This window comes from Pseudonocardia sp. C8, from assembly GCF_014267175.1.
Taxonomy (GTDB): Bacteria; Actinomycetota; Actinomycetes; order Mycobacteriales; family Pseudonocardiaceae; genus Pseudonocardia.
Map to the genome: position 1 here is coordinate 3,024,999 of NZ_JACMTR010000002.1, position 22,811 is coordinate 3,047,809.

Below are 22,811 nucleotides of genomic sequence, written 5' to 3' on the forward strand. Positions count from 1 at the left end.
ACCCCGGACCGGCGAGACCATGCGACTCGTGTGCCGACCGTTTCGCGCCGGTACGGCGAGGTAGCCGCCGGCCATGACCTCACCTCCGTTCGACCGCGCGATCGTGACCGGCGGAGCCGGCTTCGTCGGCTCGCACCTGTGCGAGGCCCTGCTCTCGGCCGGCACCCGGGTCGTCTGCCTGGACGACCTCAGCAGCGGGCGCCGCGAGCACCTGGCGCCACTGTCCGGTTCGCCGCGGTTCCGCTTCGTCCGCCACGACGTGACGCTGCCCTGGCCGGAGCCGTGGCCCGGACCGGACGCGGCCGGCCGGGTGCTGGTCGCGCACCTGGCGTCGGCCGCGTCACCGGTCGACTACCACCGCCGCCCGCTGGAGACGCTCCGCGCGGGCGCCGCCGGCACCGAGCACGCGCTCGCGGCCGCGCAGCGGTACGGGGCCCGGTTCCTGCTCGCCTCCACCAGCGAGGTGTACGGCGACCCGGAGGTCCACCCGCAGCACGAGGGCTACCACGGCGACGTCGACCCGGTCGGCCCCCGCAGCTGCTACGACGAGGCCAAGCGCTACGCGGAGGCGCTGACCACCGCGCACCGGCGGGTGCACGGCACCGACACCGCGATCGCCCGGCTGTTCAACACCTACGGCCCGCGGATGCGCCCCGGCGACGGCCGCATGGTGCCCACGTTCGTGGACCAGGCGCTACGCGGGGTACCGATCACCGTGACCGGGAGCGGGGAGCAGACCCGGTCGCTGTGCCACGTCGACGACACCGTCCGCGGGCTCCTCGCGCTGGCCGCGTCGGACCACCCCGGCCCGATGAACATCGGCAACCCGACCGAGCGGAGCGTGCACGCCGTCGCCGAGCTGGTCCGGGACCTCACCGGCTCGGCGTCGGAGATCACCGCGGTCCCGGCGGCCGCGGACGACCCGCGCCGGCGCCGCCCGGACATCGGCCTGGCCGGGCGGGAGCTGGGCTGGGAACCGCGGATCGGGCTCGAGGAGGGCCTGCGCCACACCGTGGGCTGGTTCGCCTCCCGGTCAACCGTGCCCACCCCGGTCGACTCCGCTGTGTAGCGACGTCCTGGGGCGACGTTTGTGCCCGACCGCGGAGGGTAGGAGCCGTCCACCGGCCAATCGGAACGCAGAAGATCGGGAGGTGGGGATGCGGGTCCTCGGGGTGAACGCCGTGTTCCACGACCCGGCCGCCGCGCTCGTCGTGGACGGCCGGGTGGTGGCCGCGGCCGAGGAGGAGCGGTTCACGCGCCGCAAGCACGGCAAGGAACCGGTGCCGTTCTCGGCCTGGGAGCAGCCCGCCGCGGCCGCCGCCTGGTGCCTGGAACAGGGCGGGCTCAGCCCCGCCGACCTGGACGCCGTCGGCTGGTCCTACGACCCCGACCTCGTCGAGCACGGCCAGCCCGGCACCGACCCGGGCTGGGAGCAGCTGCGCACCGACTTCGCCCGCCGCGCCCCGTACTTCCTGCGGACGGCGCTGCCGGGGCTCGACCCGGGCGTGGTGCGGTTCGTGCAGCACCACCTGGCGCACGCCGCGTCGGCCGCACCGGCCGCGCCCTGGCAGGACGGCGCCGTGCTGGTCGCGGACGGGCGCGGCGAGGCGACGTCGTACCTGGCCGGCCTCTACCGCAACGGGATCCTGCAGCGGATGGCCACCCAGCGGCTGCCGGACTCACTGGGCCTGCGCTACGAGGACCTCACCGCGCACCTGGGCTTCCGGCGCTCCTCCGACGAGTACAAGGTGATGGCGCTGGCCTCCTACGGCACCCCGCGGTTCGCCGACGACCTCGCCGAGGACCTGCACGCCCGCGGTGACGGCGGGTTCCGGGCGGCCCCGGTCGACCTGTCGCGGTTCGCGCCGCCCCGCGGCCCGGCCGACCCGGTCCTGCCCGAGCACGCCGACCTGGCCGCCAGCATGCAGCGGCGGCTGGAGGACACGCTGCTCGACCTCGCCCGCTGGCTGCACGACCGCACCGGGGAGTCCCGGCTCGCGATGGCCGGCGGGATCGCGCTGAACTGCGTGGCGAACACCCGCATCGCCGACGAGGGCCCGTTCGACGAGGTGTGGGTGCAACCCGCCGCCGGGGACGCGGGCACCGCACTCGGCGCCGCGCTGCACCTGGCCGCCGAGGCCGGTGACCCGGTCGCCCCGATGCCCGGTGCCGACCTCGGCCGCGGCTGGACCGACGACGAGCTCGAGCAGGTCCTGCGGGACGCCCGGGTCCGCTACGAGCGCCCCGACGACCTGCCCGGCACCGTCGCCGACGCGATCGCCGACGACGGCGTCGTCGCCTGGTTCCAGGGCCGCTCCGAGTTCGGGCCGCGGGCGCTGGGCAACCGCTCGCTGCTGGCCCACCCGGGCCGGCGGGAGAACCTCGACCGGCTCAACGCGGTCAAGGGCCGCGAGTCGTTCCGCCCGGTCGCCCCGATGGTCCGCGCCGAGCGGGCCGCCGAGCTGTTCTCCCGCGGGCCCGCCGAGAGCCCGTACATGCTGTTCGTGCACGACGTCGCCCCCGAGTGGCAGGACCGGATACCGGCGGTCACCCACGTCGACGGCACCGCCCGCATCCAGACCGTGGACCACACCGAGCGGCCGCTGCTCGCCGCCCTGCTCGGCGACGTCGAGAAGGCCACCGGCCTGCCGTGCGTGATCAACACCAGCCTGAACACCGCGGGCCGCCCGATGGTCGACACCCCGGTGCACGCGCTGGAGACGTTCGGCTCGGCGCCGATCGACCTGCTGGCCCTCGGCCCGTTCGTGGTGCGCCGGTGACGGCGACGGGCACGGTGAGCGTCGTCGTCCCGACGACCGGGCGGGCACGGCTGGCCCGGGTGCTCGACGACGTCCGCGCCCCGGGCGCGCGCGCCGCCGGGATCAGCGAGGTGATCGTCGTCGACGACCGGGTCCGCCCGGACACGCCGCTGCCGGGCGTGGCCGACCGGGACGGCGCGCCGCCGCTGCGGGTGCTGCGCACCGGCGGGCGCGGGCCGGCCGCCGCGCGCAACGCCGGCTGGCGGGCCGCGGCCCCGGGCTGGGTCGCGTTCGTCGACGACGACGTCGAACCCGGCACCGGCTGGGCCGCCGCGCTGGCCGCGGACCTTGCCGCGGTCGCCGCCGACGTCGGCGCCGTGCAGGCCCGGATCGCGGTGCCGCTGCCCGCGCACCGCCGCCCGACCGACGCCGAGCGCAACACCGCGGGCCTGGCCTCGGCCCGCTGGGTGACCGCCGACATCGCCTACCGGACCACGGCGCTCGCCGCCGTCGGCGGCTTCGACGAGTGCTTCCCCCGCGCCTACCGGGAGGACGCCGACCTGGCCCTGCGGGTGCGCGCGGCCGGCTGGCGGATCGTCGCCGGCGACCGGGTCACCACGCACCCGCCGCGCGCGGGCGGCCCGCTCGCCTCGGTCCGGGCCCAGGCCGGCAACGCCGACGACGCCCGGATGCGCCGCAAGCACGGCCCGGCCTGGCGGGACGCCTGCGACGCCGGGCGCGGCATGCTGGGCACGCACGCGGTCACCACCGGTGCCGCGCTGCTCGCGGTCGCGGCCGCGGCCACCGGACGGCGCGGGCTCGCCCGCACCGCCGCCGGGGTGTGGGCCGGCGCGACCGCCGCGTTCGCGGCCCGCCGGATCCTGCCCGGCCCGCGCACCCCGCGCGAGGTCGCGACGATGCTGCTGACCAGCGCGCTGATCCCGCCGGCCGCGACCGTGCACCGGGTCGCCGGCGAGCTGCGGGCCCGCCGGGCCCCGGCCGCCGTGCTGTTCGACCGCGACGACACCCTGGTCCACGACGTGCCGTACTGCACCGAACCGGATCGGGTGCGGCCGGTCGACGGGGCCGCCGCCGCGCTGGGGCGGGTCCGGGCCGCGGGCGTCGCCACCGGCGTGGTCACCAACCAGTCCGGGGTGGCGAGGGGCCTGATCTCCCCCGACGAGCTCGCCGCGGTGAACGCCCGGGTGGGCGCCGACCTCGGGCCGTTCGGGACCTGGCAGGTGTGCGTGCACGGCGAGGACGACGGCTGCGGCTGCCGCAAGCCCGCGCCCGGCATGGTCCGGGCGGCGGCGGAGGCGCTCGGCGTCCGCGCCCGGGACTGCGTCGTGATCGGCGACACCGGCGCCGACGTCGCCGCGGCCCGGGCCGCCGGTGCCCGCGCCGTGCTCGTGCCGACCGCGCGGACCCGGCCCGAGGAGGTCGCCCACGCCCACCGGTACGCGCGGGTCGCGCCGGACCTGGGCGCGGCCGTCGACCTGGCAATGGGGGGCCGGGCGTGAGCCGGCCGCGGCGCCGCGACCGGGTCCTGGTGGTCCGCCAGGACGCGGCCGGTGACGTCCTGCTCGCCGGGCCCTGCGTGAGGGCGGTCGCCGCCGGCGCGGGCTCGGTGACGCTGCTGGCCGGGCCGCGTGGCCGCCGCACCGCCGCGCTGCTGCCCGGGGTCGACACCCTGCTGGTGCGGCCGGCGCCGTGGATCGAACCGGACCCGGCGCCGGTGCACCGCGCGGACCTCGACGCCGCCGTCGACGAGCTGGCGGCCGGCGAGTTCGACGCGGCGCTCGTGCTGACCTCGTTTCACCAGTCCCCGCTGCCCGCGGCCCTGCTGCTGCGGGCCGCCGGGGTCCCGTGGGTCGGTGCGGCCTGCGAGGACTACCCGGGGTCGCTGCTGGACCTGCGGCACCCGCCCGAGCACCACCTGCCCGAGCCGGAACGGATGCTGTCGCTGGCCCGCGCGGCCGGGTTCCCGCCGGCGCCCGGGGACGACGGGCGGCTCGCCGTGAACCGCCCGCTGCCCGAGGTCGGGCCGCTGACCGGGCCGCCCGGCTACGTCGTCGTCCACCCGGGGGCGTCGGTCCCGGCCCGGCGGCCCTCCGCCGGGCGCAGCGCCGCGCACGTCCGGGCGCTCGCCGGCGCCGGGTACCGGGTCGTCGTCACCGGTGGGCCGGACGAGGCCGAGCTCACCGCGCGCGTCGCCGGCCGGGCGGCCACCGACCTCGGCGGCCGGACCGGCACCGCCGAGCTCGCCGCCGTGCTGGACGGGGCGCGGGTCGTCGTCGCGCCGAACACCGGGCCGGCGCACCTGGCCGCCGCGGTGGGCACCCCAGTGGTGTCGCTGTTCGCCCCGGTCGTGCCGGCGCACCGCTGGGGCCCCTACGGCGTGCCGTCGGTGCTGCTCGGCGACCCCGACGCGCCGTGCCGCGACACCCGGGCCCGCACCTGCCCGGTCCCCGGACATCCGTGCCTGGACGGCATCGGGGACGACGCCGTCGTCGACGCCGTCGCGGAGCTGGCGGGCGACCGCGCGCCGTACCCGGTCCCGGCCGGGGCGGCGCCGTCCGTCCCCGGCCCGCACCCACCCGCGACCGGCCGCGGCGCCCGCGGCCGCCCGACCCAGGGAGGTACCCGGTGAGCGAGCACCAGCTGGACGAGCTGCACCGCGCCCTGACCGGCGTACGCCGTGACCTGCCGACCGTGCGCGCCTGGGGCGGCCACCTCGCCCGGCGGCTGTCCGACGGCGGGCGGCTGCTCGCGTGCGGCAACGGCGGCAGCGCCGCCGAGGCCCAGCACCTGACCGGCGAGCTCGTCGGCCGTTTCCGGTTCGACCGCCGCCCGCTGTCGGCGATCGCGCTGCACGCCGACACGTCCTCGACGACCGCGATCGGCAACGACTACGGCGCCGACGAGGTGTTCGCCCGCCAGGTGTACGCGCACGCCCGGCCCGGTGACGTGCTCGTGCTGCTGTCCACGAGCGGGTCCAGCCCGAACGTCGTCGCCGCGGCCAAGGCGGCACCCGAGGTCGGTGCGACCGCGTGGGCGCTCACCGGTCCCGCGCCGAACCCGCTCGCCGCGCTCTGCGACGACGCCGTGACCGTCGACGCGGCCCTGACCAGCACCGTGCAGGAGCTGCACCTGTTCCTGGTGCACGCGCTGTGCGCCGCGATCGACGACGCGCTCGGGGTGGGGGCGGCGCGGTGCGGGAGCGCCGGCGAGGGCGCGCGGTGAGCGCACCGCTGGTGGTGGTCGGGGACTCCCTGCTCGACGTCGACCTGGCCGGCCGCTCGGACCGGGACTGCCCGGACGCGCCCGGCGCGCCCGTCGTGGACGTCGCGGCGTCCCGGGCGCGGCCCGGCGGTGCGGCGCTCGCCGCCGTGCAGGCCGCCCGGCTCGCCCCGGACGGGTGCCCGGTCGTGCTGCTCACCGCGCTCGGCGACGACGCCGCGGCCGAGCGGCTGCGCGGGCTGCTCGGCGACCGGGTCACCGTGCACGCGCTGCCGCTGGCCGGTGCCACCCCGGTCAAGACCCGGGTGCTCGACCGGGGGCGGCCGGTGGCCCGGCTCGACACCGGGGACGGGCGGGCCACGGCCGACGGCCCGGCCGCCGAGGTCCTCACCGCGGCGCGGGCGGTCCTGGTCGCCGACTACGGCCGCGGGGTGGCCGCGCTCCCGGGCGTGCGGGAGCTGCTGGCCGGCCGTCCGGCCGGGGTCCCGCTGGTGTGGGACCCGCACCCGCGCGGGTCCGCGCCGGTCGCCGGCACCGACCTGGTCACCCCGAACGCGTCCGAGGCGCGCCGCGGGGCCGGCGGGGCGGGACCGGTCCGGGCGGCCCGGCGGCTGCGGCGGCGGTGGGACGCCGGCGCGGTCGCCGTGACCCGCGGCCGGGACGGTGCCGTGCTGGCCGCAGGCGGGGCGCGGCGGGTGCGGCGGATCCCGGTGCCCGGTGCCGCGCGCCCGGCGAGGGGCGGGCGCGCGGACAGCTGCGGGGCCGGGGACGTGTTCTCGGCCGCGGCGGCGGCGAGCCTGGCCGGCGGGGCGACGGCCGCGGCGGCCGTCGCCGCGGCCGTCGAGGCGGCGAGCCGGTTCGTCGCCGCGGGCGGGGCCGGTGGGGACGATGTCACCGTCGGGGCGGGCCGGGACGGTGTCACCGTCGGGGCGGGCCGGGACGGTGTCACGCTCGGCGCGGGCACGGACCGTGTCCCGGCCGGTGCGGGCGGGGACGGTCTCACCGCCGGCGCGGGCGGGTGCGGGGGCGCCGTGGCGGACGGCGGCGCCGTGCCCGCCGGCGACTCCGGCGCCCTGCCCGACGCGGCGCCGGCCGGACCCGACGGCTTCGCGCTCGCCGAGCGGGTCCGCCGCGCCGGCGGCCGGGTCGCCGCCACCGGCGGCTGCTTCGACCTGCTCCACCCCGGCCACGTGCGCGTGCTGCAGGCCGCCCGCGCCCGCGGCGACGCGCTGGTGGTGTGCCTCAACTCCGACGACTCGGTGGCCCGGCTCAAGGGACCGGGCCGCCCGTACGCCACCGCGGCCGACCGTGCCGCGGTGCTGCTCGCCCTGAGCTGCGTGGACGCCGTCGTGACGTTCGACGGCCCCGACCCGTCCGCGGTGCTGGACCGGCTCCGCCCGGACGTGTGGGTGAAGGGCGGCGACCACGACCCGGACCGGATGCCGGAGACCCGGGTGGTGCGCGCGCACGGCGGGACCGTCGAGACGGTGCCGCGGGTGGGCGGGCACTCGACGAGCCGGCTGGCCGCGGCCGCGCGGGCCGCGGCGTCCCCGACGACCGACACGGAAGGAACTTCATGAGCCACGACCGCGACCTCGGGACGGTGCTCGTCACGGGTGGGAGCTCCGGGCTCGGCGCCGCCGTCGTCGACGCCGTCGCCGCCGCCGGCGGCCGGCCGCAGGTCCTCGACTTGCACCCGCCGAAGGCCGACGTGCCGCACGTGACCGTGGACCTGGCCGACACCGCCGCCACCGAGGCGGCCGTCGACGGCCTGGCCCGCACCGCGGGCCCCCCGGACGCCGTCGTGACCGCGGCCGGCATCGACCATCCGGCCCCGTTCGGGGCGCTGCCCGCCGACGAGTGGGAGCGCGTGGTGCGGGTGAACCTGCTCGGCACGGCCGCCGTCGTCCGGGCCGCGCTGCCCTACCTGGAGGGGGTCCGCGGCCGGGTCGTCACCGTCTCGTCCACGCTCGGCCTGAAGGCCGTCCCGGACGCGACGGCGTACTGCGCCTCGAAGTTCGGGGTCCTGGGCTTCAGCCGGGCGCTCGCCGCGGAGACGGCCGGGCGGGTGTCGGTGACGACCCTGGTGCCCGGCGGCATGCACACCGCGTTCTTCGACGGCCGCGACGAGCAGTACCGCCCGCCCGAGGACGCCAAGCTGAACCGGCCGGAGGACACCGCCGCCGCCGTGCTGCACGCGCTGCGGCAGCCGCCGGGCTGCGAGATCCGGGAGCTGGTGGTCTGCCACTCCGAAGAGGGCTCGTGGCCGTGATCCCGCCGGGTCCCGGCCGCCCGGAGGTGCTGGCCCTGCGGGCGCCGGGGATCGGGGACCTGCTGACCGCGGTCCCGGCGCTTCGGGCGCTGCGCCGCGGGTTCCCCGCCGCCGAGCTGGTGCTGGCCACCCCCGCCCGGCTCGCCGGACTGGTCAGCCTGATCGGCGGGATCGACCGGATCCTGCCCGCGGACGGCCCGGGTTCGCTGTGCTGGTCCGGGCGGCCGCCGCGGCTCGCGGTCAACCTGCACGGCTCCGGCCCGCAGAGCATCGACGCGCTGCGGGCCACCCACGCCGGTGAGCTGCTGACCCACCGGCACCCGGACCGCCCGGACGTGCCCGGCCCCGCGTGGCGGCCGGACGTGCACGAGGTCCGCCGCTGGTGCGACCTGCTCACCGGGTACGGCCTGCCGGCCGACCCGCACGACCTGGACCTGGACCCCCCGGACCGCCCGCCCCCGGTCCGCGGGGCGGTCGTCCTGCATCCCGGAGCGGCCTCGGGCGCGCGGCGCTGGCCCGCCGACCGGTACGCCGAGCTGGCCCGGGCGCTGCACCGGGACGGGCACCGGGTGGTGGTGACCGGCGGGCCGGGTGAGCGGGCGCTGGTGGCCGCCGTCGTCGAGTGCGCCGGGCTGCCCCGCTCGGCGGATCTCGCCGGCCGCTGCTCCGCCGAGGGGATCGCGGCGCTCGTTGCCGATGCCCGGCTGGTGGTGTGCGGCGACACCGGGCCCGCGCACCTGGCCACCGCCTACCGCACCCCGTCGGTGCTGCTGTTCGGCCCGACCTCACCGGCCCGGTGGGGCCCGGGACGAGAGGGCCCGCACACCGTGCTGTGGGCGGGCCGCACCGGCGACCCGCACGCCGACCGGCCCGATCCCGGGCTGCTGGAGATCGGCACCGGCACCGTGCTGGACGTCGCGCGGGCGCTGCTCGCCCGCTGAGCCGGCCTCAGGAGTCCTCGCGGGGCTGGCGCAGGCCGATCACCCGCCGGCCGGTGCCCTCGATGCCCGCCTGCAGGCGGTCGTAGGGCATGTCGCTGCGGACCCGCCCGAGAGCGGCCAGCGCGCCGAGCACCGCGTACGCCACGGCCACCAGCACCGTGCCGAGGTTGAACGCGAACGGGCCGGACGGGAGCACCGCGAGCACGCCGGTCAGCAGCCCGGCGAGCGCCTCCACCCCGCCCAGCACGAGCAGCGCCCAGCCGTAGACCCGGGTGGCCACGAGGTTCGCGGCGCAGGGCATCCCGGCCACGCCGACGGCGAGGTGCACGATGTTCCGGATCGGGTCGACCGCCGCGCCGAGCAGCTCGTTGCTGCCCGGCGGCGTGCCCGGCATGCCGCTGTACCGGAACCCGATCAGGCCGTAGAGCACCATCACGAGCGCGGTGACGAGCACGAGCAGCTGCGGCCACGGGAACCGGGCATGGCCGTGCGAGTGGTGTTCGGACTGGACGGGCATGGGACCTCCCGCAGTGCGCGCCCCGGCCGGGTCGGCCGGTCCAGCCGATCGGGTACCCGCTGCCGGGCCGGTGATGCACCCGCCACGGGGAATGGACCACGCCGGCCCCGGGTAGGTGCGGGCGGTGACCCGCACCGATCCCGCACCCGGAGGCGGCACCACGGCGCGCGTGGTGCCCCGGCCCGTCCCGTCGGCGTCGGTCCCCCGGCGGCCGTCGCGGGGCGGGCGGTTCGCCGCGATGCTGCGCACCACCGACCCGAAGGACATCGGGCTGCTCTACCTGGTGACCGCGTTCGGGTTCTTCCTGGCCGGTGGCGCGATGGCGCTGCTGGTGCGCGCCGAGCTCGCCCGCCCGGAGCTGCAGCTGCTGTCCACCGAGCAGTACAACCAGCTCTGTTCACCATGCACGGCACGCTCATGCTGCTGCTCTACGCGACCCCGATCCTGTTCGGGTTCGCCAACTACGTCGTGCCGCTGCAGATCGGCGCCCCGGACGTGGCGTTCCCGCGGTTGAACGCGCTCTCGTACTGGCTGTTCCTGTTCGGCGGGTTGATCGTCCTGTCCGGGTTCGTGACCCCGGGCGGCGCCGCCGACTTCGGCTGGTTCGCCTACACCCCGCTCTCGGACGTCGCCCACTCCCCCGGGCCCGGCGGCGACCTGTGGGCGAGCGGCCTGATCGTGTCCGGGCTGGGCACGATCCTCGGCGCCGTCAACATGATCACCTCGATCGTCTGCCTGCGCGCACCGGGTATGACGATGTTCCGGATGCCGATCTTCACCTGGAACATCCTGTTCACCTCGGTGCTGATCCTCATCGCGTTCCCGGTGCTCACCGCGGCGCTGTTCGCGCTGCTGGCCGACCGGCACCTCGGGGCGAACGTCTTCGCGCCCGAGCACGGCGGCACGATCCTCTGGCAGCACCTGTTCTGGTTCTTCGGCCACCCCGAGGTCTACATCGTGGCGCTGCCGTTCTTCGGGATCGTCACCGAGATCATCCCGGTGTTCGCCCGCCGCCCGCTGTTCGGCTACAAGGGCCTGGTCTACGCCAGCGTCGCGATCACCGTGTTGTCGGCGGTCGTGTGGGCGCACCACATGTACGCCACCGGGTCGGTGCTGATGGCGTTCTTCTCGCTCACGACGTTCCTGATCGCGGTCCCGACCGGCGTCAAGTTCGTCAACTGGATCGGCACGATGTGGCGCGGGAAGCTGACCTTCGAGACACCGATGCTGTTCGCGGCCGGCTTCCTGGCGACGTTCCTGCTGGGCGGGCTGACCGGGGTGCTCCTGGCGTCACCGCCGCTGGACTTCCACCTGACCGACACCTACTTCGTGGTCGCCCACTTCCACTACGTGCTGTTCGGGACCATCGTGTTCTCGGTCTTCGCCGGCACCTACTTCTGGTTCCCGAAGATGACCGGCCGGCTGCTCGACGAGCGGCTCGGCCGGCTGCACTTCTGGACCATGTTCGTCGGGTTCCACATGACGTTCCTGGTCCAGCACTGGCTCGGTCACGAGGGCATGCCCCGCCGCTACGCCGACTACCTGCCGACCGACGGCTTCACCGTGCTCAACACGGTCTCCTCGATCGGCGCGTTCCTGCTCGGTGCCTCGACGCTGCCGTTCATCTACAACGTGGTCAGGAGCTACCGGTACGGCCGGGCCGCCGGCGTGGACGACCCGTGGGGGTTCGGGAACTCCCTGGAGTGGGCGACCACCTGCCCGCCGCCGCGGCACAACTTCACCGAGCTGCCGCCGATCCGCTCCGAGCGACCGGCGTTCGAGCTGCACCACCCGCAGACGGTCGCGGCGGCGCGGCAGCGGGGTGGGCGGTGACCGGGTGCGACGACGCACGCGTGGCGTCGCCGGGCCGGTCACGGCGCTCGCCCTGCGGTGGCGATCGACGCGCCGCACGGCAACACTGCGAACTGCACCCTCATCGCACCGTCGTCCCGGGAACCGACTGCCCGGGTGTCGCGGCGGCGCGGACGTCCGTCAACGGGTATCGGATCGACGCAGCCAGACCACCCGCCGAGTGATCGGATCCGCGGGAGCGGGAACGGTGACAGGAGGACACCGGATGATACCGGCCGTCGCAGCGAGCCAGCCGGACGCCGGGCACCCTCCGGCGGCCGCCGAGCAGCGAACAGCACCCGCGGTGCCACCCGGACAACGCCTCAAGGAGAGCGTCCAGCGACTGCTGGTCGTCCTCATCGACAGTGCCGCGGGCTTCGCAGTCGACAAGGTCGACGACCTGGCCGACTCCCTCGAGAACGTCACGGCCCGCGGCGGCGTCGGTCTGTCCGCGACGCTCGGGGCCGGGCGCGCCCTGCTGTCCGGCGACAATCCGCTGTTCGCCGCCGCGAGAGCGACCTATGGCACGCTCGGTGCGCTCGGCAAGACCCTGATGATCATCGGGCTCGTGCTCTCGCCGGTGCTGCTGGTCCTCCTCGCGGTGCTGCTGCTCGTCGCCGCGATCGTGATCGCGATCGTCCTGGTCATCCGGTCCGCCACGACCTGACCGCGACCGGCCCGTCGGGCCACGCAACAGAAGGGGATCATCCTGCGTAGCGCTCAGGTCGCCGGTGGTGCGCGGTCGATCAACACGATCGAGCCGCGGCGAGGGCCGAATCGTGCCGCTCACGGGCACCGGCCTCGCCGATCAGCACGCTGTTGCCGAGATGAGGGCGGAATCGCGCAACTCGAGGCACTGCGCGCAGTCGATCAACACGATCGAGCCGCGGCGAGGGCCGAATCGTGCCGCTCACGGGCACCGGCCTCGCCGATCAGCACGCAGTTGCCCCCGCGGGGGCAGAAACGCGCTGATCGAGTCCGCGTCGGGGCCCAGGTGTGCACCTTCCCGCCCCGACGCGGGCGGAAACGTGCTGATCGGATAGCGGGCTCCGGTCGGCGCGCGCGTTGCCGCCCCCGCCGGGGCGAGAGGGTGTTGATCAACTCGCCGGCGCGGTCGAGGTGCACCCTTTCGCCCCAGCGAGGGCTGAACGGTGCTGATCAACTCCCCGACGCGGGTCGAGGTGCACCCTTTCGCCCCAGCGAGGGCTGAACGGTGCTGATCAACTCCCCGACGCGGGTCGAGGTGCACCCTTTTCGCCCCGGCCGGCCTGTCGCTCGGCGACCGGTGCTGTCCGGTCCTGGCCGCCCGCCCGGACGCCCCGCCGTCACCGCCGACAAGGCCTGGACCGCGCTCGACGCCGGCGTGCGTGTCGTACCCGTCCGGTGGACCAGCACACGACAGCCGGCGCGGACCCCGTCAGCCCCGTCCGCTCAGCACCGGGCCCGGGTGCACCGGCAGCACGCCGCCCCCACCGCCGCCGTTCCCGTCGTCCGGGGGCGGCCCGGTCCAGACGTCGACCGCGCTGCCGTACGGCACGACCGCCCCGGGGCGCGGTTCCTGGCGGAGCACCCGGCGTTCCGGCTCCGCGCCGCACGAGCTGTGCTCCACCGCCAGCACCCCACCGTCGAGGGCCGTGTCGTGTGCCTGCGTGACGTCCAGGCCGGTCAGCGGTGGCACCGTCACCACCCGCTGCCGGCCCGGGGACGACCCGTTGCCCGACATGCCCCCGGAATCACCGCCCCGGGCAAGTCCGAAACGCGGATCGGGGGATCACTGGTCGTCGGGGCGCTCGTCGCCGGGCTCGAAGTCCTCGGGTGACGCGGTGTCGAGGAAGCGGCGGAACTCCTCCATCTCCCGGCTCTCCGGCTCGCCGGCCCCGGTCCCGCCGGCCTCGGGGCCGGCGCCCGCCACGCCGCTGCCCTCCACCGAGACGGTGTCCGCGGCGACCCCGGCCTCGGCGAGCACCGCCTCCTCCACGTCGATCCGGCAGGCGGCGTGCAGGGCCAGCACGACGGCGTCGCTGGTCCGGGCGTCGACCCGGGTGCCGTCGTCGAGCTCCAGCTCGGCGTGGAACACGTGCTCGCGCAGCGCGCACACCCGGACCCGGACCAGCCGCCTGCCGAACGCGGCGAGGACGGCGCCGATCAGGCGGTGCGTGTCCGGACGCTCGCCGACCACCCCCTCCAGGGCCGACGCGACGGCGATCGCCTCCGGCTCACCGACGGCGACCGCGAGCAGGCGCCGGTCACCGGTCGTCTCCTGCAGCAGCACCACGGGGCCCTGGGTCCCGACGTCGATGCCCACTGCTCGCACCCGTACCTCGACCATGCCCAACTCCCTGCTCGGTCCGCGAGGCCACGCGTACCCGGTGCGCGGCGGCCGTACGCCCGCGCCGGCCCCCGCGCACCGGCAGGGTGCCGGTCAGACCAGGTCCCGCGGCACCGAGGTGGACCGGTCGAGCGAGGCGATCCGCGCCTCACCACGGTAGGCGTCGACCGTCGCGTGCAGATGGAAGTCCTCCGCGTCGGCGGTCTGCACGGTCCGGGTCACCGCGGTCGCCTCGTGCTCGCCGCGCCGGAACGTCACCGTGGACCGTACCTCCCCGCGCAGCGACCCGTGGTCGTCGCCGCGGGCGGCGTAGCGCTCCTCGACCCGGTGGTCGAGCTCGAGCCCGTCCGGGTAGCGCACGCAGCCGAGGTCCTTGACCACCAGCAGCTCGGAGACGTAGTCGACCAGGTCACGGCGCACCTCCCAGCGCTGCTCACCCGGGCGCACCTGCTCCACGACGATCGGTGTGGCCCCCTCGGCGGGCCCGAACGGGTCGTCGCCGAGCTCGTCGGGTGCCTCCGCGTGCCGCACCGGCAGCGTCACCGACGACCGGCCCGACGCCAACCCGAGCCGCACGGGGTGCGGCGGCGCCCACGCCAGCGGCCAGTACGAGGTGGACAGCGACAGCCGGATCCGGTGCCCCGCCGGGAACCGCTGGGCCACCCCGTTGAGGTCGAGGTGCACCCGGCACGGCGTCCCGGGCTCGAGCGGCTGCGGGTCGGCGTGCGAGTCGCGGTGGGTCAGGTTGAGCAGCCCGTAGCTGACGCGGGTCGCGGCCCCGTCGGGGGCGACGTCGGACAGCCGGGCCGCCACCATCGCCACCGGGGCGTCCGTGGTGACCTCCAGGTCCAGCCGGGGCGCGCCGAGGATCTCCACCGGCTCGTCGAGCGGCGGGGTCTCGAACACGAGCGAGCCGCCGTCCTCCTCCCGCTGGTCGTAGGGCAGGTCCGGCGGGGCGTTGTAGGAACACCACTTGCCGGCGAACTGGCCCACCGACAGCGGCGAGCTGATCGTCAGCTCGGCCTCCGGTCCCTCCTCGCCGGGCTCACCGATCCGCCCGGGCAGCAGCGGCCGGCAGCGCCGCTCCACGTGCGGCGACGGCCAGGACGGGTCGGCCACCCACCGGCCGGGGCGGTCCTCGTAGGAGGTCGACGGCGGCACGCTGTCCTGCATCCAGGTGCACAGCGTCGGCTCGTCCCCCGCGCCGTTGTCCTCGTCGGCGAGCCAGTGACCGAACCAGCGGACCAGCTCCTGCAGGAACCCGATCGCCGGCCCGGGACGTCCCAGGTGCGGGTAGGTGTGCGACCAGGGCCCGATCAGGCCGCGGCGGGGGACGTCGAGCCGTTCCATCAGCCGGAACACCGCGTTCGAGTAGCCGTCGGCCCAGCCGCTGGCGGCGAGCACCGGGCAGCGGATCGCGCCGTAGTCCTCGTTCACCGAGCCGTGCCGCCAGTAGTCGTCGCGGCGCTGGTGGCGCAGCCACTCCTCCACCCAGAGCCCGCTGCCGTGGAGCCGCTCCAGCCACATGTCCTCCCAGCCGTCGCCGACCCCCTCGGGGTCGGGCGGGCAGGAGTTGTACATCAGCATCGTCGACGCCCACGACAGGTTGTCCCCGAGCAGGCAGCCGCCCATGTAGTGGACGTCGTCGGTGTACCGGTCGTCGGTCGAGCACACGGTGGCGATCGCGCCCAGCGACTCGGGCCGGCGGGCCGCGACCTGCAACGCGTTGAACCCGCCCCAGGAGATGCCCATCATCCCGGTGCGGCCCGAGCACCACGGCTGGTCGGCCAGCCAGGCCAGGACCTCCTCGGCGTCGTCGAGCTCCTGCGGCAGGTACTCGTCGGTGAGCACCCCGTCGGAGTCGCCGCTGCCGCGCAGGTCGGCCCGCACCCCGGCGATGCCGTGCCCGGCGAGGTACGGGTGGTGCACCGAGTCGCGGACCGCGGTCATGTCCCGCAGGCGGTACGGGATGAACTCCAGGACGGCCGGGACGGGCCCGGCGGTGTCCGGGCGCCACACGCGGGCCGAGAGCGTGGTCCCGTCCCCCAGCTTGACCCGGGTGTCCTCGCAGACCACCGCGTGCGGCAGGTCGTGCGGGTCGATGGTGCGCAAGGTGCTCCCTCCGTCGGTGGCCTCGTCACTCGCCGAACTCGAACGGGAGCAGGTCGGTGCAGCGGCGGATCTTCTCCTCCAGGTCGCTCGCGTCGCTCCCGCCCACGTAGATGTTCGCGATCTTGTAGCTGTAGCTGTCCTGGTCGGGCAGCTCGGAGAGCCGGTCGCCCTCGGACACGATGACGTCCACCGTGGTCCCCGACACCTCGCGCTGGGCCCGCTCGATCTCCTCGGCCGTCGGGACCCGCCGGACGACACCGTCCTCGACGCGGCGCATGAACCACTTCGCCGCGATCGCGTACGGCCCCTGCCCCCGGGGCATGTCCGGCTCCTCCCCGAGCGCCAGCCGCACCATCGCCAGGTGGTTCGCGGCCCCGTCGACGTCGGCGAACAGCTCGGCGTGCGACTGCGAGTGCCGCGGGTTCACCTCCAGCACGGTGAGCCGGTCGGTATCGGGGTCCCAGAAGAACTCGACGTTGAGCGTGGTGTGGTCCAGCCCGACCCGGTGCACGATCCGCTCGGTGACCGACGCCATCCGCTCGACCACCCGGTCCGGGACCGACGACGGGTAGACGAACCGGTCCTGGCTGGGCACGTCGTCGCGGTTCACCGTGTCCACCGCGCCGAGCAGGTGCAGCTCACCGCCGCGGACCCAGGCCTCGAGGGTGACCTGGCGGCCCTCCACGGCCTCCTCGGCGACGCAGGCCGTGCCGCCGGCCTCGGCGATCTCCCGCGGCAGGTCCACCATGGCCAGCAGGTCCTCGAACGGCTCCCCGACCCGGTCGACGTCCTCCGCGATCCGGTCGATCGCCTCGGAGAACTCCTCGGCGTTCGTGACCCGGAACGCGAGGTCGGAGGAGAACGACTTCACCGGCTTGACCCACATCGGGAAGGGCACGCCGTCCGGCGGCAGGTCGTCCTCCTCCGGGTCGACCAGCGCGAACGCCGGGTACTCGTCGATCACCTCCCGCTGCTCGAGCCGGCACCAGTACTTGTGCTCGCAGCGCAGCACCGCCTCCAGCGACGGGCAGTTGCTCCCGAGGTGCGCGCACAGCAGCGGCACCATCGTGCTCACCGGGAAGTCCCAGAACCCGATGACGCCGTCGACCCGGCCGGCCTCGTCCAGCTCCTTCTTCGCCTTCTCCAGCAGCTCCAGCACCGGGATCTCCTCGCCGTACTGGAGCTCCTCGATGCTCAGCAGAGGCAGGAAGCGGTAACGTTCGGCGCCCGGCAGGCGCTCCAGGATCTCCCGGTTGTGGTCGTCGAGTCCCGGCACGGCCACCGTGCGGACGTCGGCTTCCTCGTTTCCCATGACCGTCATGTACCCGGGCCGCCGGCGGCCATGCGTGGTGTCCACAGTCGATCCGCGGGCCGCGACGCGCCGATCACCGGGGCGGCGTTGCGATCGTCTCCCCCGCTGGAATACCGTCTCCGCCGAGTGCGCCCGGGCCTGCCCGCCGGCGCCGTCCCGGGGTCGAACAACCGGCCCAGCGTCCACCCGTCCGGTCCCCACCGGCCGGGGATCCACGACAGTGCACGAAAGCAGCGCTGCCGGACCGCGCCCCGGCCAGGCCCGACGCTCCCCCGAGCCGTCTCCCCCTTCCCGCCGAACGCCGTCCTGCAGCGGCGGAGGTCGACATGCCACCCGGACCCACGGAGGCGCGCGCGCTGCGCGCCGTCCACGACGATCCCGTCTTCCACGCGACCCGGTCGCCGTACGTGGTCCTCGACCGCTCGCTGCGGATCCACGCCGCCAACCCCGCCTACCTGGCCGCGACGCTGCGCGAGCCCGGCGAGCTCGCCGGCCGGCACCTGTTCGACGTGTTCCCCGAGCATCCCGGGGCTCCTGGCGATGACGGTATGGCCCGGGTGACCGCGTCGCTGCTGCGGGTGCTGCGCTCCGGCGAGCGGGACGACCTCGGCATCGTGCGCTACGACGTGCCGGCACCCCGCGGGGCGGCCGGGTTCGTCGAGAAGGTCTGGGTGGCGGTCAGCTCGCCGGTGCGCGACGGCGACGACCGGACCGCCGGCATCCTCCTGCACGCCGAGGACGTCACCGCGCTGTGGGCCGCGCTGCCGCACCGCAGCACCGACCGCGCCGGCGACCCGGACGGTGACGGCAGCGCGCCCCGCAGGGTCGTCCCGCTCACCGGCCACGGGCCGCACCGCGACGGGGCCGGCCCGGTCGACCCGGTCGGCGCGGTGGCGCTCGCCCGGGAGCTGGCCGCCGAGAACGCCCGGCTGCACCGGCGCTTCGGCCGGCACGCCGAGATCGAGCAGGCCAAGGGCGTCCTCATGGCCGAGCACGGGTGCGGCCCCGAGGAGGCCTTCGCGACGCTGCGCGAGCTGTCCCAGACCACGAACACGAAGCTGTGGAAGGTGGCCCGGTCGGTGGTCGACCGGGCGATCGGCGCCCCGCGCTGACCGCGGGACGGGCCGGCGCCGCATGACCCGGACACGGTGCGGGTACGGGCCCGGTATGCCCGACCGATCGCACGGCATCCCGCCCACCGAGCTCGACGACGACACGCTGCGGCGCGAGATGGCCCACCTGCACGAGACCCGGCACGACACCGTCCTCCGCGGGTCCGAGGACGCGCTGCGGGCGCACACCCGGCGGATGCTGGAGCTGGAGTCCGAGTTCCTGCGCCGGCTGCCCGCCGAGGCCGCGCCGGACCCGCACCGCACCCGCGCGGGGAGCCGGGCCGACGCCGGGCAGGACCGTCCGTAGCCGGCGCCCGGTCAGGGCGCGACCACCCGCAGGTCCTCGACCAGCGCGTCGAACGCGGCCCGGCGCTGCTCCGGATCGGAGCGCAGCACCGACGACGGGTGCACCGTCGCCAGCACCGACGGGCCGTCGCCGGGTGCGTCCGGCAGCGGCAGCAGCCTGCCGCGCTCGCGGGTGACCCGGAACCCCGGACCGAGCACCGCCTTCGCCGCGGTCGCGCCGAGGCACACCACGACCTCCGGGCCGACCGCGGCGATCTCGGCGTCCAGCCACGGCCGGCAGGCCACCACCTCGGTCCGGCTGGGCGTGCGGTGGATCCGGCGGGACCCGCGGGCGTCGCGGGTGAACTTGAAGTGCTTCACCACGTTCGTCACGTACGCCTCGTCGCGGGGGATGCCGGCCGCCTCGAGGGCGTCGTCGAGCACCCGCCCGGCCGGCCCGACGAACGGCGCACCCCGCCGGTCCTCCGCGTCGCCGGGCTGCTCGCCCGCCAGCAGCAGCCGGGCACCGGCCGGCCCGGCGCCGAACACGGCCTGGGTCGCGTCCCGGTAGAGCCCGCACCCCCGGCAGCCGTCGACCGCCTCCCGCAACGCGGCCAGCCCACCGCCCTCGGGCAGGTAGGCCTCCGCACCGGTCGCCTGCTGTCCCATACGCCCTCCCGTACCCGGTTCCGGCCGGGCCAGTCGCGGGTACGCGGGGGTCATGACCCGACCGGACACCGCGGTGATCGACGTCGACGGGACGCTCGTCGACACGAACTACCACCACGCGCTCGCCTGGTACCGCGCATTCCGCCGCCTCGGCCGGACCGTCCCGGTGTGGCAGCTGCACCGCGCCGTCGGCATGGGCGGTGACCAGCTGGTTCCGGCCGTGGCCGGCGAGTCGTTCGACGCCCGGCACGGCGACGACACGCGGGCGGCGTGGAAGGAGGAGTTCGCCGAGCTGCTGCCGGAGATCGAGCCCCTCGCCGGCGCGGACGAGCTGCTCGCCGCCCTCTCCGAGATGTTCGGCGAGCAGCTGGTGCTGGCCAGCTCCGGGGCGCCCGAGCACGTCACCGCCTACCTGGACCTGTTCGACGGTGCCGCAGACCTCCGCGACCGGTACCTGACCCGCGACGACGTGGACCGGACGAAACCCGAACCCGACCTGATCGAGATCGCGGTCCGGCAGGCGGGCGGGACGGCGGCGTTCGTCGTCGGCGACTCGGTGTGGGACGTCCGCGCCGCCTGCGCCGCGGGACATCCGACCTACGCCGTGCGCACGGGCGGCTTCTGCGAGGCCGAGCTGCGCGAGGCCGGGGCACGCGAGGTGTTCGCCACGCTCGCCGAGCTCCGGAACGCGCTGCCGCGGCTGGTGCTCGGGTAGCCGGGCACGCCCGCCGGCGCTGCCGCACCTCGTGCCGGCGTCGCACACCCGTACCGGCGCCGTTGCCCCGGCGCTGCCGTGCCCGTGCCGGCATCGCACCCGTGCCGACGCCGCGCCCCGGCGTCGCCGCACCCCGTACCGGCGTGCCGCACCTGTCGCGCGGCGTGCGGCACGCCGGTACGGGGTGCGGCGGCCGTGGGGGTGTGGAGGCGGCGTCGCTCGGGGTACTGCTACCCCATGACCCGCGCCGACGACGAGCACGTCGCCGCGCCCACCGCGCCGGCGAGCCTCCGGGCCCGCGCCCTCGTCGCGGCGTTCCGGTGGCGGCGCACGTCGGATTTCTTCGCCGACCCGGCGACCATGCGCGCCCACCTCGCCGAACACCAGGACCCGGCACACACCCGCCCGCCGCGGTGGCTGCGCGCCACCACCGACGTCGAGCACCGGACCGTCGACGGCCACGACGCCTGGACGCTGCGGCCCCGGCGCGGGGTGCGGACCGGCATGCACGTCCTCCACCTGCACGGCGGCGGTTTCGTGGAGCAGCCCGCGCGGCACCACTGGCGCTTCGCCCGCTGGCTGGCGTGCCGTCTCGGCGCCGCGGTCACCCTGCCGATCTACCCGTTGTGCCCCGACCACGACCACCACGACATCTGGCCGGTGGTCCGGCACTGCTACGAGCAGTTCCTGGCCGCGCACCGGCCCGACGACCGGGTGGTGCTCGGGGACTCGTGCGGCGGCGCGCTCGCGCTCGCCCTGGCCCAGCTGCTCCGCGACCGCGGCGAGCCGGTGCCGTCCCGGATCGGGCTGTTCTCCCCGTGGCTCGACCTGGCGGTGTCCGACCCGCTGTCGGCCCGCATCGCGCCGCACGACCCGGTCCTGGGGATCGAGGGGCTGCGCCTGGCCGGGCGCTGGTACGCCGGCAACAACCCGATCGACGACCCCGAGATCAGCCCGGTCGACGCCGACCTGCGCGGGCTCGGCCGCATCGCCGCGTTCGCCGGCACCCGGGACCTGCTCCTGGCGGACACCCGGCGGCTCCGCCGTGACGCCGAGGAGGCCGGGCAGACCGTCGAGATGCACGAGTACCCGGGCATGTTCCACAACTGGATCATGCAACCGATTCCGGAGGCCGAGGTCGCCCGCGGGCACCTCCTCGATTTCCTCCGCCGCTGAGCCGCGCCGGCAGGTGTGCCCCGCGCGGGTCCGGGTACGCGAGGGACGCCCGCAGCGACCCGATCGAGAAGTTCGAGGAAGGAGGTTCCGATGACGTCGACCAGCGAGACCGGTGAGGTCACCGGCACCAAGGACAAGGACTACAACCTCGTCTGGTACGTCCAGGCCTGCCTGGAGAACGCGCTCCGGCTGGACACCTACATCCAGGACGCCGAGCGCGACGGCGACAACGAGCTCGCCGACCTGTTCCGCCGGGCCCAGGCCGACAGCCGCAAGGGGGCCGAGCAGGGCAAGTCGCTGCTCGCCCAGCGGCTCAAGTCCGCGTAGGGACTCTCCGCCGAGGTACTGCTCACCGGAATCCTGCCCGCCGAGGCGTGGCCCCGTCCTCCGCCCGGAGGGCCGGCCGCCCCGGCGGGCGGTTCTGTCTGCTCCGCTCGGGGACGTCCTGTCTGCGGCCCGGGTCATCTGCTCCGGCTGCCCGTTCGACCTCACACCCCTTCCCCGCACCGCACACCCTTCGCTACACCTCACACCCGACGCAACAGGTGTGTGGCGAGGTCAAGGGGGTGTGAGGTCGGGTCAGCCGCGGCGGGCCCGGCCGCCGGTCGCGGCTTCCGCCACCACGTGGTCGATGTCGGCCGCCAGCTCGATGTCCGGCCGGGTCACCTGCTGGTCCGCGGTCCGCAGGACGATCGTCAGCTCGCCCCGCCCGCGCTCGAGGTGTGCGTGGTCGTTGCGCCGGCGGGCCACCTCCTGGACCCGGGCGGCGAGCGGTTCGACCCGTTCGTCCGGGACCGCGACCGTCCGCGAGATCCGCGTCGGGTCCCCGTCCCAGTTCTCCAGCCGGGCCAGCTCCCGCGCGACCTCGTCCGCGGTCAGCGCGGTCGGCCGCTCCGGGGTGGCGGTGACCTCGTCCCACCGCGCCGCACCGCCCCGCAACGACTCGAGCGCGCCGTCCGGTAGCGACCCGGCGATGCGCGCCGTGGTGTCCGGGTCCTGCCGGTCGATCTCGTCGAGCACCGCGCGGGCCAGCAGAAGGGCCTGCTCCGGGGGACGCTTGAGGAGCCCGGCGATGTCCTGGATCATGCGTTCGGGATCCACCGTCCGCGGGCCTTCCCCGACATCGGCGACCGCCTCGACCAGGGACGGCATGGCACCGAGCACGTGCTCGCGGGCGTCGGACGGCAACGCGCGCACCAGCGTGCCCAGCACGATCCCGGTGGCCTCCCGGGCCTCGCGCGCATCCGGCAGCCCGGCGCGGTCCCGCACGGCCTCCACCAGTTCCTGGTAGCGGATCATGATCCCCCTTCCGCGTGAGTCTCGGCGGCATCGCTGCCGGCGGGCTACCCCCGGCGGGCATCGTTCATGCGCGGGCGCCGAGGTCGTCGCGGGCCCGAGGCGCACGTTCCCGCCCTCCTCGGGGCATCACTGTGCGAGTCACCGCAGCTCGGTCCGTCGAGCCGCACGTTCCCGCCCCACCGAGGGCGTCACCGTGCAGATCACCGGCGGTTCCGCCCGGGC

21 protein-coding genes and 1 pseudogene are annotated in these 22,811 nt (G+C 76.0%); 15 read left to right on the plus strand and 7 right to left on the minus strand.

Annotated elements, in window-relative coordinates:
- Positions 1–73: 73 nt before the first annotated feature.
- The 8 genes from H7X46_RS14645 (at position 74) to H7X46_RS14680 (ending at position 9,212) form a co-directional block, all read left to right on the plus strand.
- The gene (locus H7X46_RS14645) at positions 74–1,069 is read left to right on the plus strand and encodes an NAD-dependent epimerase/dehydratase family protein (RefSeq protein ID WP_186359930.1); all 996 of its coding nucleotides are present in this window, start codon (positions 74–76) and stop codon (positions 1,067–1,069) included.
- Between the two features lie 88 nt (positions 1,070–1,157).
- Positions 1,158–2,780 carry a carbamoyltransferase C-terminal domain-containing protein gene (locus H7X46_RS14650; protein WP_186359931.1) on the plus strand — a complete coding sequence of 541 codons (1,623 nt, stop codon included), beginning with the start codon at positions 1,158–1,160 and terminating at the stop codon, positions 2,778–2,780.
- On the plus strand, positions 2,777–4,279 hold the full coding sequence (locus H7X46_RS14655; protein WP_186359932.1) for an HAD-IIIA family hydrolase: 1,503 nt from the start codon (positions 2,777–2,779) through the stop codon (positions 4,277–4,279). The genes H7X46_RS14650 and H7X46_RS14655 overlap by 4 nt, the downstream gene beginning before the upstream one ends.
- Positions 4,276–5,409: a glycosyltransferase family 9 protein gene (locus H7X46_RS14660; protein WP_370588775.1), complete on the plus strand. Its 1,134-nt coding sequence runs from the start codon at positions 4,276–4,278 to the stop codon at positions 5,407–5,409. The genes H7X46_RS14655 and H7X46_RS14660 overlap by 4 nt, the downstream gene beginning before the upstream one ends.
- Positions 5,410–5,420: 11 nt before the next feature.
- The gene (locus H7X46_RS14665) at positions 5,421–6,002 is read left to right on the plus strand and encodes an SIS domain-containing protein (protein WP_186362676.1); all 582 of its coding nucleotides are present in this window, start codon (positions 5,421–5,423) and stop codon (positions 6,000–6,002) included.
- The gene (locus tag H7X46_RS14670; protein ID WP_186359933.1) at positions 5,999–7,579 is read left to right on the plus strand and encodes a PfkB family carbohydrate kinase; all 1,581 of its coding nucleotides are present in this window, start codon (positions 5,999–6,001) and stop codon (positions 7,577–7,579) included. The genes H7X46_RS14665 and H7X46_RS14670 overlap by 4 nt, the downstream gene beginning before the upstream one ends.
- Complete coding sequence (locus H7X46_RS14675) at positions 7,576–8,271, plus strand: SDR family oxidoreductase (protein WP_186359934.1); 696 nt, start codon at positions 7,576–7,578, stop codon at positions 8,269–8,271. The genes H7X46_RS14670 and H7X46_RS14675 overlap by 4 nt, the downstream gene beginning before the upstream one ends.
- Positions 8,262–9,212, plus strand: coding sequence for a glycosyltransferase family 9 protein (locus tag H7X46_RS14680; RefSeq protein WP_370588776.1), 951 nt, complete (start codon positions 8,262–8,264; stop codon positions 9,210–9,212). Before H7X46_RS14675 ends, H7X46_RS14680 begins: the two co-directional genes overlap by 10 nt.
- Before the next feature lie 7 nt (positions 9,213–9,219).
- On the opposite strand, the gene H7X46_RS14685 is transcribed toward H7X46_RS14680, so the two are convergent.
- Positions 9,220–9,729, minus strand: coding sequence for a DUF4383 domain-containing protein (locus tag H7X46_RS14685; RefSeq protein ID WP_186359935.1), 510 nt, complete (start codon positions 9,727–9,729; stop codon positions 9,220–9,222).
- 238 nt (positions 9,730–9,967) lie between these two features.
- Between H7X46_RS14685 and ctaD the strand changes: the two are divergent.
- Positions 9,968–11,562, plus strand: a pseudogene (gene ctaD, locus H7X46_RS14690) (cytochrome c oxidase subunit I).
- Positions 11,563–11,806: 244 nt separating this feature from the next.
- Entirely contained in the window at positions 11,807–12,247 is a 441-nt protein-coding gene (locus H7X46_RS14695) for a hypothetical protein (RefSeq protein ID WP_186359936.1), read from the plus strand.
- Positions 12,248–12,997: 750 nt separating this feature from the next.
- On the opposite strand, the gene H7X46_RS14700 is transcribed toward H7X46_RS14695, so the two are convergent.
- From H7X46_RS14700 to H7X46_RS14715, 4 genes are all read right to left on the minus strand, one after another.
- Entirely contained in the window at positions 12,998–13,303 is a 306-nt protein-coding gene (locus H7X46_RS14700) for a PASTA domain-containing protein (RefSeq protein WP_186359937.1), read from the minus strand.
- 48 nt (positions 13,304–13,351) lie between these two features.
- Entirely contained in the window at positions 13,352–13,909 is a 558-nt protein-coding gene (locus H7X46_RS14705) for a bifunctional nuclease family protein (protein WP_186359938.1), read from the minus strand.
- A 93-nt stretch (positions 13,910–14,002) separates the two neighbouring features.
- Positions 14,003–16,021 (minus strand): CocE/NonD family hydrolase, encoded by a 2,019-nt coding sequence (locus H7X46_RS14710; RefSeq protein ID WP_186359939.1) that lies wholly within the window; start codon positions 16,019–16,021, stop codon positions 14,003–14,005.
- A gap of 25 nt (positions 16,022–16,046) precedes the next feature.
- Complete coding sequence (locus tag H7X46_RS14715) at positions 16,047–17,378, minus strand: acetyl-CoA carboxylase biotin carboxylase subunit family protein (protein WP_370588777.1); 1,332 nt, start codon at positions 17,376–17,378, stop codon at positions 16,047–16,049.
- 281 nt (positions 17,379–17,659) lie between these two features.
- Between H7X46_RS14715 and H7X46_RS14720 the strand changes: the two genes are divergently transcribed.
- A complete protein-coding gene (locus H7X46_RS14720) occupies positions 17,660–18,445 on the plus strand; it encodes an ANTAR domain-containing protein (RefSeq protein WP_186359940.1) in 786 nt (261 codons plus the stop codon).
- Positions 18,446–18,500: 55 nt separating this feature from the next.
- Positions 18,501–18,752 (plus strand): DUF6158 family protein, encoded by a 252-nt coding sequence (locus H7X46_RS14725; protein WP_186359941.1) that lies wholly within the window; start codon positions 18,501–18,503, stop codon positions 18,750–18,752.
- Between the two features lie 11 nt (positions 18,753–18,763).
- Here the strand turns inward: H7X46_RS14725 and H7X46_RS14730 are convergent, their stop codons facing one another.
- Positions 18,764–19,399 carry a UdgX family uracil-DNA binding protein gene (locus tag H7X46_RS14730; RefSeq protein ID WP_186359942.1) on the minus strand — a complete coding sequence of 212 codons (636 nt, stop codon included), beginning with the start codon at positions 19,397–19,399 and terminating at the stop codon, positions 18,764–18,766.
- Between the two features lie 52 nt (positions 19,400–19,451).
- On the opposite strand from H7X46_RS14730, the gene H7X46_RS14735 reads away from it, so the two are divergent.
- From H7X46_RS14735 to H7X46_RS14745, 3 genes are all read left to right on the plus strand, one after another.
- Positions 19,452–20,114, plus strand: coding sequence for an HAD family hydrolase (locus H7X46_RS14735; RefSeq protein WP_186359943.1), 663 nt, complete (start codon positions 19,452–19,454; stop codon positions 20,112–20,114).
- Positions 20,115–20,351: 237 nt separating this feature from the next.
- Positions 20,352–21,290 carry an alpha/beta hydrolase fold domain-containing protein gene (locus H7X46_RS14740; protein ID WP_186359944.1) on the plus strand — a complete coding sequence of 313 codons (939 nt, stop codon included), beginning with the start codon at positions 20,352–20,354 and terminating at the stop codon, positions 21,288–21,290.
- 90 nt (positions 21,291–21,380) lie between these two features.
- Positions 21,381–21,617 (plus strand): hypothetical protein, encoded by a 237-nt coding sequence (locus H7X46_RS14745; protein ID WP_186359945.1) that lies wholly within the window; start codon positions 21,381–21,383, stop codon positions 21,615–21,617.
- 252 nt (positions 21,618–21,869) lie between these two features.
- Here H7X46_RS14745 and H7X46_RS14750 read toward each other — a convergent pair whose 3' ends face one another.
- Complete coding sequence (locus tag H7X46_RS14750) at positions 21,870–22,589, minus strand: DUF2267 domain-containing protein (RefSeq protein WP_186359946.1); 720 nt, start codon at positions 22,587–22,589, stop codon at positions 21,870–21,872.
- Between the last annotated feature and the right edge of the window lie 222 nt (positions 22,590–22,811).